This is a genomic window from Treponema peruense (assembly GCF_016117655.1).
GTDB lineage: Bacteria > Spirochaetota > Spirochaetia > Treponematales > Treponemataceae > Treponema_D > Treponema_D peruense.
On record NZ_CP064936.1, the window covers coordinates 2,676,185 to 2,688,296 of the forward strand.

General features: G+C 40.4%; 11 protein-coding genes. 5 read left to right on the plus strand and 6 right to left on the minus strand.

From position 1 onward, the window contains the following. The first annotated feature begins 220 nt into the window (after positions 1-220). Positions 221-505: a hypothetical protein gene (locus IWA51_RS12345; RefSeq protein ID WP_198442626.1), complete on the plus strand. Its 285-nt coding sequence runs from the start codon at positions 221-223 to the stop codon at positions 503-505. 144 nt (positions 506-649) lie between these two features. Beyond that, the gene (locus IWA51_RS12350; protein ID WP_198442627.1) at positions 650-2,011 is read left to right on the plus strand and encodes a PFL family protein; all 1,362 of its coding nucleotides are present in this window, start codon (positions 650-652) and stop codon (positions 2,009-2,011) included. Positions 2,012-2,065: 54 nt separating this feature from the next. Here IWA51_RS12350 and IWA51_RS12355 read toward each other — a convergent pair whose 3' ends face one another. Further along, a complete protein-coding gene (locus tag IWA51_RS12355; protein ID WP_198442628.1) occupies positions 2,066-2,344 on the minus strand; it encodes a DUF4160 domain-containing protein in 279 nt (92 codons plus the stop codon). After that, a complete protein-coding gene (locus IWA51_RS12360) occupies positions 2,328-2,600 on the minus strand; it encodes a hypothetical protein (RefSeq protein WP_198442629.1) in 273 nt (90 codons plus the stop codon). Before IWA51_RS12360 ends, IWA51_RS12355 begins: the two co-directional genes overlap by 17 nt. A gap of 138 nt (positions 2,601-2,738) precedes the next feature. On the opposite strand from IWA51_RS12360, the gene IWA51_RS12365 reads away from it, so the two are divergent. Then, entirely contained in the window at positions 2,739-4,127 is a 1,389-nt protein-coding gene (locus IWA51_RS12365) for an MATE family efflux transporter (RefSeq protein ID WP_198442630.1), read from the plus strand. Between the two features lie 18 nt (positions 4,128-4,145). Beyond that, positions 4,146-4,997 carry a GNAT family N-acetyltransferase gene (locus tag IWA51_RS12370; protein ID WP_198442631.1) on the plus strand — a complete coding sequence of 284 codons (852 nt, stop codon included), beginning with the start codon at positions 4,146-4,148 and terminating at the stop codon, positions 4,995-4,997. Here IWA51_RS12370 and IWA51_RS12375 read toward each other — a convergent pair. The 3 genes from IWA51_RS12375 to nrdD all read right to left on the minus strand — a co-directional run bounded on the left by IWA51_RS12375 (position 4,985) and on the right by nrdD (position 8,340). Beyond that, positions 4,985-5,563 (minus strand): hypothetical protein, encoded by a 579-nt coding sequence (locus IWA51_RS12375; RefSeq protein ID WP_198442632.1) that lies wholly within the window; start codon positions 5,561-5,563, stop codon positions 4,985-4,987. The two genes, IWA51_RS12370 and IWA51_RS12375, sit on opposite strands and share 13 nt — an antisense overlap. Positions 5,564-5,658: 95 nt before the next feature. Next, positions 5,659-6,159, minus strand: coding sequence for an anaerobic ribonucleoside-triphosphate reductase activating protein (gene nrdG, locus IWA51_RS12380; RefSeq protein ID WP_198442633.1), 501 nt, complete (start codon positions 6,157-6,159; stop codon positions 5,659-5,661). Between the two features lie 18 nt (positions 6,160-6,177). Then, a complete protein-coding gene (gene nrdD / locus IWA51_RS12385) occupies positions 6,178-8,340 on the minus strand; it encodes an anaerobic ribonucleoside-triphosphate reductase (protein WP_198442634.1) in 2,163 nt (720 codons plus the stop codon). Between the two features lie 478 nt (positions 8,341-8,818). Between nrdD and IWA51_RS12390 the strand changes: the two genes are divergently transcribed. Then, positions 8,819-10,711 carry a methyl-accepting chemotaxis protein gene (locus IWA51_RS12390; protein WP_198442635.1) on the plus strand — a complete coding sequence of 631 codons (1,893 nt, stop codon included), beginning with the start codon at positions 8,819-8,821 and terminating at the stop codon, positions 10,709-10,711. A gap of 295 nt (positions 10,712-11,006) precedes the next feature. Here the strand turns inward: IWA51_RS12390 and IWA51_RS12395 are convergent, their stop codons facing one another. Further along, positions 11,007-12,098 (minus strand): tyrosine-protein phosphatase, encoded by a 1,092-nt coding sequence (locus IWA51_RS12395; RefSeq protein WP_198442636.1) that lies wholly within the window; start codon positions 12,096-12,098, stop codon positions 11,007-11,009. Positions 12,099-12,112 lie beyond the last annotated feature (14 nt).

Below are 12,112 nucleotides of genomic sequence, written 5' to 3' on the forward strand. Positions count from 1 at the left end.
TTAATTTTTTTCATTTTTGAGTAACAGACTCGTCTTTTTTAGGGTGATTTTCCCGATTTTTTAGGGTGTTGCACTTCCTGACGGCGGAATGAATCTTGGCGGAAACGGTGGCGGGTTCGGCGGACTTTTCGATAAGAAAAAATAATGTGTAAGACCTCTGGTGGCCGTTTTAATAGAAAAGAGTTTTTACCGTATACAAATTTTAACAGGAATAATTATTATGAGTGAAACAAAAGTACAGTCGTTTGACGGTGAAATTAAGAAATGCCCTGGTTGCGGAGCAGTACTTCCAAGTATGGCTGCAAAATATCCGGAATGCGGATTTGAGTTGAGAAATACAGAAGCTTCAAATTCTGTTAAAGACTTTCAAAGAAAATATACATCTTCAACAGATACTAAATATCATGGGAAGGCGAAATTTTTGCGGCTCCTTTTCGCGACAGAATTGTTCATCATATTTATTACGCAATTTATCTATCCAAATTTTCTTCTAAATTATTATTAATTAAAGTATAGCACATATTTGAACTTTCTGCTAATTGCCTCAGCCTTCCCGTAAACCTGCTCCATAATTCCTCCAAGTCCCCTAGATTGATTTTATTTGTTTTTTTATATAGAATTAACAATTATTTGTATACCAGAGGTTGCCATGATTTTTTCACCTGTAGAAATAGAAGAAACAGTAAACATGTTTATGAGGCAGAACCTTGACGTTCGCTGCATTACCATGGGAATTTCACTTCTTGACTGCGCCTGCGAGGACAGTAAGCGCGCAAATCAGAAAATTTACGACAAGATTATGCGCTATGCCAGAAACCTGGTTCGCGTTGGCCAGGACATAGAAAAAGAGTTCGGTGTACCTATCATCAACAAGCGCATTTCTGTAACACCTATTGCCCTTGTTGCCGGTGCCAGCAGCGAAAAATCTTATGTAGAATACTGCCGCACTTTGGACCGCTGCGCAAAAGAACTGGGCGTTAACTTTATCGGAGGATTCAGCGCTCTTGTTCAGAAAGGCATTACTCCTGCAGACAGAATTCTTATTGACTCTATTCCTGAAGCACTTGCAGTTACAGACAATGTTTGTTCATCAGTAAATGTTGGTACAACCAAAAACGGAATAAATATGGACGCAGTTAAACTTATGGGAGAAACCATCAAGAAAACTGCAGAAGCTTCACGCAACTGTGCAATCAACGGATGCGCAAAACTTGTTGTGTTTACAAACGCGCCAGAAGACAATCCGTTTATGGCAGGAGCATTCCACGGTCCGGGAGAAGGAGACGCGGTTATTAACGTTGGTGTTTCAGGACCGGGAGTTATTCTTGCAGCCGCCCGCGAGTACAAGGGACGACCTATTAACGAACTTGCCGACGGAATCAAAAAGATGGCCTTTAAGATTACACGCATGGGCCAGATGGTCGGAACAGAAGCGGCCAAACGTCTTGGCGTTAACTTTGGAATCCTTGATCTTTCGCTTGCACCTACGCCCGAAGTCGGAGACAGTGTTGCACGTATTCTTGAGGAAATTGGTCTTGAAGGAGCAGGAGCACCGGGAACAACTGCCGCGCTTGCAATGCTTACCGACATGGTTAAAAAAGGCGGCGTAATGGCTTCTACAAATGTCGGCGGCCTTTCGGGAGCATTTATTCCGGTTTCTGAAGATGAAGGAATGATCAATGCCGTTAAACAGCATTCAATTACTTTGGAAAAACTTGAAGCAATGACCTGCGTTTGTTCTGTAGGACTTGATATGATTGCAATTCCGGGAGACACACCGGCTACTACCATAAGCGGAATTATGGCTGACGAAATGGCAATCGGTATGGTCAACAACAAGACTACGGCCGTAAGACTTATTCCAGCACCGGGAAAGAAAGCAGGTGAATGGGTTGAATTCGGAGGACTTCTTGGAGGCTGCCCGGTTATTGACGTTAACACATTCAGCTGTGCAGACTTTATAAACCGTGGCGGAAGAATCCCTGCCCCAATCCACTCTTTTAGAAACTAGATTAATAAAAAGCCCCGCCGAATCTTCGACGGGGCTTTTATTTAGAAAACTGTTTCAGCAATAATAACTAACTTCTCCGAACATTTCTTTCCATTTAGTTATTATTTCAAAAGAACGCGGTTCTATAAGTCGAAGCAATTTGTTCAAAACTTTTTCAGGTATTTTTGAGTTATTATTTGCCAAAGAGCACTTTCCATTTTTTGTAATCCACACTTTTGTTCCATTTGCAATTGGTCGCCCTTCTGACAAGTGTATATGAACTGGTTCCCTTGGACTATTTTCATTAGCCCAGAAATATACCCAATAGGAACCAAATTTAAAGATTTGCGGCATTCATTAATCCTCCTGTCTGGGCCAGTTCAAGTATCATATGTTTTTCTGAATCGACAAGTTCTTTTAAGTATTCAAGTTGGGAATCTGTATATCCAAGAATATCTTCCCACTTTTGTTCAGGGAGCCAACAGGTTGCATGCTTAAAGCAGTACTTTTCATCAGGAGTTTCCATATAGACTTTAACTTTCCCGTCAGGCATCATTTCTGAATGCACAATTTCTGTTTCATCAGGCAATGTCATAAAAGAATACATCATAGTTCCTCCATAAATGTTCATTCACAACAAAATGAGAATGTACATTTAATTAATAGGAAAGTTTGCAAACTTTCCTATTAATTATATCATTTCTTGCCTGAATTTGCTACACAGACATATTTTTGCTATACTGGGCTTATGTTAAAAAATAATTCGCTCAGGACACCGCTTAAGGGTTTTTACAAGACACTTTTTTTTATTGCCGTTCCCATTATTCTGCAGAATTTGATGCAGACTTTTGTAAACATGCTGGACACTATTATGGTCGGCCAGCTGGGTGCAGCAGAAATTGCCGCCGTCGGACTTGGAAACCAGATATTTTTTATTCTGAATATGATTCTTTTTGGAATCTCTAGCGGCGGCTCTATTTTTATTACGCAGTTCTGGGGCAAAAAAGATCTGGACGGAATCCACAAAACAATGGGCATTATGCTCACTTTTTCTACTATTATATCGCTCGTATTCTGCATTGCCGGCCTTACTGTTCCGCAGGTTCTTATAGGCTTTTATTCAAAAGATCCTGTTGTAATTGCGTTCGGGGCAAAATATCTGAGGGCAGTTGCACCAAGTTATGTAATAATGGCACTTGGCTTTCCGTTCCAGCTGGCATTCAGAAGTACTGAACACGTTCACCTGCCTATGGTTTGCACAGCTGCTTCGTTTGCAGTAAATGCACTTTTTAATTACGCACTTATTTTTGGATTTTCGTTTAATTTTCTTGGAATACATTTTGCAGTTAACGGAATGGGCGTTACCGGAGCTGCTATTGCTACAGTCATTGCGCGCAGTCTTGAAACCGCACTTTTACTGATTTTTTCGTATGCAAAAAAATTTGAAGCGGCAGGGTCGGTGCGATCGTTTTTTAAATTTGACAGATACTTTGTTTACAGATTCATAAGAATTGCACTGCCGGTTTTGATTAACGAAACTTTCTGGGGAATGGGAATTACTGTAGAAAACGCAATTTTTTCACGCATGGGAACAGACGCAATTGCCGCGTTCAACATAACGGGAACAATTTCGCAGCTTACCTGGGTTTTCTTTATTGGCACAGGAAACGCAACAGGAATTATTCTTGGCAAAAAAATCGGCGAAGGTAAAAAAGATGAGACGCGTCTTTATGCAAACAGATTCGCATGGTTCCTTCCGCTTTGTGCAGTGGGAATCGGTCTTTTGCTTTACCCGCTTTCACTTCTGCTTCCGTATTTGTTCAACGTGGAACCGAACATTATTAAAACGGCCAGGCACATGCTTTATGTTTTAATCTGCTTTTACCCGTTCAACGCGTTTGCCATGTATTTTATTGTCGGTTTTTGCCGCGCGGGAGGAGATACAAAGTTTGCGGCCTTCCACGATATTTTCTGGATGTGGGCAATTGCCATTCCGGCTGGAATTTTTGCAGCATTTGTTCTGAAGCTTTCACCGCCGGCAGTTTATTTTTGTCTTTTGACTGAAGGTGTTTTAAAAACTTTCTGGGGTCTTGCAAGACTCAAATCTGGAAAATGGCTCAAGGACGTTACTGAATAAATGCGCTGTATTAAAATTGTGCAGGCAGCAAACTGTCCTGATGCAAAAGCTTTGTTTTTACAAGCGCAGACATTTTTGCTTGCAGAAGAAAAATTCAACTGCGCTTTAATGCAGCGTATTCTTAACGAAGAAGAAAGCGTTTTTCTTATTCTGAATACGGACAGTGATAAAAAAGATGCGCCGTGTCCTGTACAGATAGCAGGCGTTTTTTCGTACAACATCGGAAAATCACTGAGCGCCTTTATTCCTGACATGAATGAAGAAATAAAAAAGGAACTTGCACTTTTTTTTAAGGACAAAAAAATTCATTCAATCACCGGAGAAAGCAGCTGCGTGTCAAAACTGGAAGCGGCTCTTTGCAATGTGAATTTTTATAAAGAACGCAGGGCGCGGGAACTTTTTCTTATGGAACAAACGTGCGGCGCTGTCTGTAAACCGGCGTTTGGTGTTGTAAAAGAATGTTCTCTTTCTGACGGAAATCTTCTTATGCCGCTGCAGGTTGCTTACGATACAGAAGAAGAAATTTCCCCGTGGAAGAAAATTCCGCCGGCAGCAGAGCGCATGGTTTTAGACAAGACGCTCCGTACGCTTACAGTTTTTGGTATTTTTTACAAAGACACTTTTATTGCAAAGGCAAATACAAATGCGCAGACAAAAAATTTTGTTCAACTGGGCGGCGTGTATACAAAAAAAGAATTCCGCGGAAAAAATCTTGCAGCGGCTTTGGTTTGTGCAATTGCATACAAAGCGCGCGCAGAAGGTAAAAAAACAATTCTTTTTGTAAGGCAAAAAAATATCAGCGCAATCCGCAGTTACACAAAAGCCGGCTTCACTCTCGCAGGAAATTTCAAAATTGTTTATTTCAGGTAAGATAAATTTAATGTACAGCTATCATCGGTGATTAAAAGATTGTATTCTGCATAAACAGTGTAGTTGTCTAACTGTTTTTCACCATCAGCGTCTGTCCATTTTGAAAAATCATCGTGCTTAAAAATCACTGTTCCCAGATTATCCTGAATTATATTTGATAAATCCTGCTTCTGACCTTTATTATACAAAGGAACTTCTTTATTATAACCCAAAAAGTTTTTTCCATTTTCTCCGTTAATGTTAAGAAGAAAAGATTCTTTTACAGGTACTTCATACAATGATTTAAGTAAAATTTCTGTTGACTCATTTTCATTTACAATTTTATTTTCTTTTATTACAGAATGAGTTTCTCCGTCAGATACCCAGAAAAATTCTGCCCAAGTATTTTCCTCGTCCAGCAAAACCGGAATAAGGTTCAATTCAGCCTGATTATTTGATTTATTTTCTACATTGATTTTTATATTAACTGTATAAATATAATCGATTGCAAGATCTTCATTCGTTGGACACCCGGTAAATGCAAAAAGCGAAAATAGAATAATTAATGCAAGAAATATTTTTTTCATTTTATACTCTCATATAAATTATTGTGTGGTTCAAGTCGCAGATTACAATTGCAGTATTGTCCTGTTCAACCAGGCTCTTGAAATATACGGAACAATCAGTCATTTGCTTTTTCCTTCAGGTTAATTATGCGCTGGTTTTTGGAGCCCCGGAACTTGAGCGATATATCTTTTTGTTCTGCAATGAACGGCCCGTCAACAAGCACGTCTATACACGAAAGCATTCTGTCTGTAAAAGGCGTGTGTTTTTTTCCTTCCGGATTTTTTATGTCTGTATCGTAATTGTAGCCTGTGTAACACCAGATTGTTTTGTCAGGAAAAGCCGCGCGCACTTTTTCTAAAAACGGTGCGAGTTCAACCTGATTTTCACTCTCGAACGGTTCACCGCCCAAGACAGTAAGACCACTGATGTAGTCCGGCTTAAGGGCACAAAGAATTTCTTCTTCTGTCTGCTGTGTAAACGTATTGCCATAGCAGAAGTCCCATGTCTGTTTGTTAAAACATCCGGGACAATGCACACGGCAGCCCGACACAAAAAGTGTAACTCTTACGCCGTCGCCGTTTGCAATATCTGTTTTTTTTATTTCACCGTAATTCATTTTATGCCCGGACAAAAACTAAAGGTGCAGAACGCGCTCTTTGATTTCCTGCGTGCGTCCCTGATTCCAGTACTGTGTTCCGATGTAACCGCATGTTCTGCGCGCAACATTCATTGTAGCCTGATCGTGATTTTTGCAGTTGGGGCATTCCCACACAAGTTTTCCGTCTTTGTCTGTTACAATCTGAATCTCGCCGGTGTAGCCGCACTTCTGGCAATAGTCGCTTTTTGTATTGAGTTCGGCATACATGATGTTATTGTAAATGTGCTTTAAAAGCGCCATTACAGCCGGAATATTGTTTTCCATATTGGGAACTTCTACATAACTTACCGCACCGCCCGGTGAAAGTTCCTGGAACTGTGACTCAAATGTAAGTTTTGTAAACGCATCGATTTTTTCTGTAACATTAACGTGGTAACTGTTGGTAATGTAATTTTTGTCGGTAACTCCGGTTATTACACCAAAGCGTCTCTTAAGGCACTTTGCAAATTTGTATGTAGTGCTTTCGAGAGGAGTTCCGTAGACTGAATAGTCAATATGCTCTTCTTCCTTCCACTTTTTGCAGGCGTCATTAAGCGCGTGCATTACATCAAGTGCAAACGGTTTGGCAGAAGGATCTGTGTGCGATTTTCCTGTCATGTAACGGACACACTCGCAAAGTCCCGCGTATCCAAGTGAAATTGTTGAATAGCCGTTGTACAAAAGTTTGTCTATTGTTTCTCCCTTCTGCAGTCTGGCAAGTGCACCGTTCTGCCACAAAATTGGTGCGGCATCTGACTTGGTTCCCAAAAGACGCTCGTGGCGGATTCTGAGTGCACGGTGGCAAAGGTCAAGGCGCTCTTTCATTATCTGCCAGAATTTTGTCATGTCACCTCCGGAAGAACAGGCTACATCTACAAGATTAAGTGTTACGACACCCTGGTTAAAGCGACCGTAGAACTTGGGCTTTCCGTTTTCATCATGATAAACTGTAAGGAAAGAGCGGCATCCCATACACGGGTAGCAGTTGCCGTCCTTGAGTTCGAGCATCTTTTTTTCTGAGATATAATCCGGAACCATGCGGCGTGCGGTACACTTTGCTGCAAGTTCAGAAAGATAATAATACTTTGAGTCAGGCTCTACATTGTCATCTTCAAGTACATAAATGAGTTTGGGGAATGCCGGTGTTATCCATGCACCCTTTTCGTTTTTTACGCCCTGGTAACGCTGCTTTAAAACTTCTTCTATAATAAGGGCAAGATCTGTTTTTTCCTGCTCGCTCTTTGCTTCATTAAGATACATGAATACAGTAACAAACGGAGCCTGTCCGTTGGTGGTCATAAGTGTAATAACCTGGTACTGGATTGTCTGCACACCGCGCTTGATTTCGTCCTTAACACGCTGCTCGACCATGTAGTTGAACTGGTCTTCATTTACCTGAAGCCCGGTTGTACAAATCATGTTTGAAATTTCTGACTTTATCTTACGGCGGCTCACGTCTACAAAAGGAGCCAGGTGTGCAAGGGTTATGCTCTGTCCGCCGTACTGGCAGCTTGCTACCTGTGCAATAATCTGCGTGGCAATATTGCATGCTGTAGAAAAAGAATGCGGGCGGTCAATTTTTGTTCCGCTTATGACAGTGCCGTTCTGAAGCATGTCTTCGAGGTTAACAAGGTCGCAGTTGTGCATGTGCTGGGCAAAATAGTCAGCATCGTGAAAGTGAATTATACCTTCGTCGTGAGCCTGACGTATGTCCTGGTCCAAAAGAAAGCGGCGTGTAATGTCCTTGCTTACTTCACCTGCCATATAATCACGCTGAACAGAAACAACAGTCGGGTTTTTGTTTGAATTTTCCTGTTTGACTTCTTCGTTGTTTTCTTCAAGAAGGCTCATTATCTGCTGGTCAGTAGTGTTTTCCTTGCGCATAAGCTGGTGGCGGTAGCGGTATGTTATGTAAAGCTTTGCAACATTGTACGCGCCGTTCTGCATAATGCCTGTTTCGACCAGATCCTGAATATCTTCTACGTTAAGGGCATGACCTTCCCTGTGACATTCAATTTCTATGTCATCTACAATGGATTCTATCTGAGCCTGTGAGAGACGGTCCTCTTCTTTGACCTGATTATTTGCTTTTTCAATAGCATTGGAAATCTTGTTCCTGTCAAAAATAACTTCGGCGCCGCTTCTCTTAATGATCTTCATTGAACTTCCCCTATCACTATTTATAAAATTTGAATAAACTTTTCCAATAAAATTACACATATTAAAACCGATTAAAAGGACTTTCCCTAAGCAACCCCGCGTAAGGCCGCATTCAGGAAAGTCCCTATCTAGTTATAATATGTATAATTATAGACTAAAAACCGCTATATCTAGTAGACGGTGTTTATACAGTATACTATCCATAGCGTTATAAGTCAACAAGAAAGAGGCCTGTTTTTGCCCGAAAAACGTATTTCAGAACAACTCAAATAGAATTGTTTTGAAAACTTCAGTTGTTTCACAACTTACTTATTTATATATACAGGCGACTTGTAGATTAACAAATTTTTAGTACAGCACTATGTCAAAATTTATTGACATACACTTTTAACATATATATATCTATGTTATAAATTGTTTATCCGAAAAAGTAATGTAAAATTGTCGTTGATTACGTTCATTAATTTGGAGAAATAAAATGTCCAGTTCTGACCAGATTGTTCAAGAAAAGCCTGTGTTGAGTTTCAGCAAAAGCAGCATATTTCTTATCTGCATTTCCGTTGTGCCGTTTGTATTTGCACCGCTTGTAATGATACCTGCAAAAATTTTAACGGCACAGGAAGTTCTTTTGTCACTCACTTATCCGACATGTCTTATAGCACATTTACTTGCACTTGCAGTTCCTGTTTTATTTGACAAATATTTGAAAAGAAAACTCATGACATTTGACGGAAGCCAGGAAACAATAGATTACTGCAACCATATGCTCACAATGTCACGCAAAATTATCTTCCTTTATAATATTGTTCTTTCGGTAATGATTCCGCTTTCGATTGCAGGTTCAATAAATTCAAGACACCTGCAATTTGAATCATTCGGAAATACAAAGGCTTATGTTCCGCTTACACTCATCTATCTGGGATTCATTGCCCTTTACAGCATTGCCTTTTACACGCTTTACAATTCACAGCTGGAAAAAGAAGTAACATGGCTTAAGTTTGACAAGAAAAACAAAACAAGTTCAATTAAAGAAAGATTTATATTTTTTATCACACTAAACATGGTGGGTTCTTTCCTTTTGCTGAACGGATTTTTCTCTGTTCCGGGAATTGCACATCAGAAGACTATAAATAACTTATTGTATGTTCTGGGCTTTATTCAATTCCACTCGCTTGTGGCTATTGCAATTACTACAATAACAAACACGCATGACATTACGCGAAACCTTAATGCATTAAACGATGTAATCCGCGCGCTTGCACACAAAGACTACACAAAAGAAAATATTCCTGTTATTACAAGAAATGAATTCGGTCTTCTTACAAACAACCTGAACCATGCCTTTAATGAAGTAAAAGATATTCTTTCTGACGTAAGCAAAAATGTTTCTTCTACACTCAAGATTTCAAATCAGCTTGAAGACAACATCAACGAATCTAAAAATGAACTTTCTGAAGCAGGCTCAATTTCTGATTCCATCAAAAATGACATGACAAACCAGATTGCAAGTGTCGAAGAATCAAATGCAACCGCCAACCAGATTATTGAACATATACGCAAGCTTAACGGTGAGATTGAAACCCAGACTTCGGCTATTTCACAGTCATCGGCGGCTATTGAAGAGATGGTTGCAAATGTTGAAGGCGTTACAAATATTCTTCACAAAAACAATGAGTCTGTTAACGCCCTCGAAACTGCCACTGACAGCGGAATGAAAAAAGTTCAGGTTGCTTCAGACATGGCAAAGGATGTTCTGTCAAAGTCTTCACTTCTTCTTGATGCAAGTAAAATTATTCAGGATATTGCAAGCCAGACAAGCCTTCTTTCTATGAATGCAACTATTGAAGCTGCTCATGCTGGAGATGCCGGAAAAGGTTTTGCGGTTGTTGCTGAAGAAATACGTAAACTTGCGGATCTTACTACAAACCAGTCAAAATCTATTGAAAAAGATTTGAAATCACTGTCGCAGCTTATTACGCAGGTTGCAGAAAATTCAGAAACTGTCCAGAAACAGTTTGCCGTTATTAATGAACTTGTGCAGAAAGTAAAGCATCAGGAAGATGCTATTTCAAATGCTATGTCTGAACAGACTGAAGGTAACAAGCAGATTCTTCAGGGAATTGGTCTTATTACTGATTCTACGAATTCTGTAAGCAACGGATCGGCAGAAATGCTTCAGGGCGGGGAACAGATTGCAGTTGAAATGCAGCATTTGAGTCAGGAAACAAATGAAATAAACAAAAAGATTGACGATATTCAGGCCAAGCTCAATGATGTCAATACAAAGATGTCGACTACAAAGACAAATGTTTCAAGAAACTCTGCCGGCGTTAACGAACTCAACAATCACATGAGCGAATTTAAGTTCTGAAAAAAACGTAGCACGCGTGGGAGGACGCAGTTTAGTCAGATAAGGGCCAGCGAGTGTTAAAATGCTCCCAGTCGCCCGTTGAAGTCCAAAACCGGGCCATATGGCCCTTGACGTGATTTTTGCAAGGAAACTATCGTTTGTCGCTTCGCGACAGCAAAAAATCAAGTCATTTCGGCCTTCCCCGTGCTCCTTCGCGCATTTTAACTTTCGTTAAGATTTATCTTTGTAGAAGTTGCGTCTTCCCGCTCGGGCTTGTTATTTAAATAAATTCCTGCGCTTTAATTAACTGCGCTTTTTACTTTGCTGTCAGTTTTTTTACAAGAGTGTTTATTTCGCTTTCGGTAAGCCAGCCGCCTTTTACGAAATAAGAGGCTGTCTTTTTTTGCAGCGTGGAACACCGTGAAACATCTTCTCCCAGCAGACGCGACAGTGAATACGCAAGAAGCCGCGCACTACGGAATTCCTGTATTCCCATAAAACGTGTGCGCTCATAGTCTGCCGCAATTTCTTTCCATGAAGCGCCGCACAAAGCCGCAAGAACTGCACTCATTGTTCCGGTTCGGTCAGAGCCAAGTCTGCAGTGAATGTAGTATGCGCCCGGATGGCTGTTTATGAAACGCACGATTTTCTGTACCGTAAGCGCATATTCTTCACCTGTCGAATCAAAGTAAACGGTTTCGTAAGAAGTATCTACAAAAAGCTGGTTTCCGCCGTCCTGGATTTTTTTCATGTACGGATAAATTTTTTCTTCAAGTTCTGCACTGAGGTTTTCTTCACCGCACAGAGTTATGACAGACTTAACACTGTTTTTCTGAAGCTTTTCGTTTACTATGCGGATTCTGGTTTCTTCTGTGTCCAAAAGCGGCCGTGATTTTTTATAGGGATGGTAGCCGCGCCAAAGACATGACGTACCCGGGACTTTGCGCACGTTGCTTATTTCTGCAAGTTCCTGCTCTGAAGAAAGATTGAATTCAGCCAGTGATTTTATATTGACTGCAAATGCTTCATCATTGATAACCGCTTCTGCATCAAAAGGTCCTTCGGGAATAATGTTGTTTGAAAGAAACTTTATTCCGCGGTTTTCATCAGGTGCATTCAGATAAATGTCTGCAATCATTTCTTTGTTTTCGGCTGTTGCAATAAACTTGAATTCAGGAAAACCGGAATTCCCCGGGATACTAACTTCGCATTCTTTTTTTACAAGAGTCCACTTGCTGCCCGAAGCGTCTTTTTTTTCAAGCTTAAAATCGTCTGTCTTTTGCCAGGCAGTAAAGGTTCCGAAGACATACACATCACGAAGTTTAAAGTTTTCGAGTTCTTTGTAGTCAGCAGGGCAAAAAACAAATTCAACTTCTCCGTTTTGTAAAATTGAACACGTTTCTATCATAGTTTCAATTTATC

Excerpts from the sequence above, each read along its gene's own strand:
- IWA51_RS12345 (WP_198442626.1), top strand. The coding sequence starts at position 221 with ATGAGTGAAACAAAAGTACAGTCGTTTGACGGTGAAATTAAGAAATGC.
- IWA51_RS12350 (WP_198442627.1), top strand. The coding sequence starts at position 650 with ATGATTTTTTCACCTGTAGAAATAGAAGAAACAGTAAACATGTTTATG.
- IWA51_RS12355 (WP_198442628.1), bottom strand. The coding sequence starts at position 2,344 with ATGCCGCAAATCTTTAAATTTGGTTCCTATTGGGTATATTTCTGGGCT.
- IWA51_RS12360 (WP_198442629.1), bottom strand. The coding sequence starts at position 2,600 with ATGATGTATTCTTTTATGACATTGCCTGATGAAACAGAAATTGTGCAT.
- IWA51_RS12365 (WP_198442630.1), top strand. The coding sequence starts at position 2,739 with ATGTTAAAAAATAATTCGCTCAGGACACCGCTTAAGGGTTTTTACAAG.
- IWA51_RS12375 (WP_198442632.1), bottom strand. The coding sequence starts at position 5,563 with ATGAAAAAAATATTTCTTGCATTAATTATTCTATTTTCGCTTTTTGCA.
- nrdG (WP_198442633.1), bottom strand. The coding sequence starts at position 6,159 with ATGAATTACGGTGAAATAAAAAAAACAGATATTGCAAACGGCGACGGC.
- nrdD (WP_198442634.1), bottom strand. The coding sequence starts at position 8,340 with ATGAAGATCATTAAGAGAAGCGGCGCCGAAGTTATTTTTGACAGGAAC.
- IWA51_RS12390 (WP_198442635.1), top strand. The coding sequence starts at position 8,819 with ATGTCCAGTTCTGACCAGATTGTTCAAGAAAAGCCTGTGTTGAGTTTC.
- IWA51_RS12395 (WP_198442636.1), bottom strand. The coding sequence starts at position 12,098 with ATGATAGAAACGTGTTCAATTTTACAAAACGGAGAAGTTGAATTTGTT.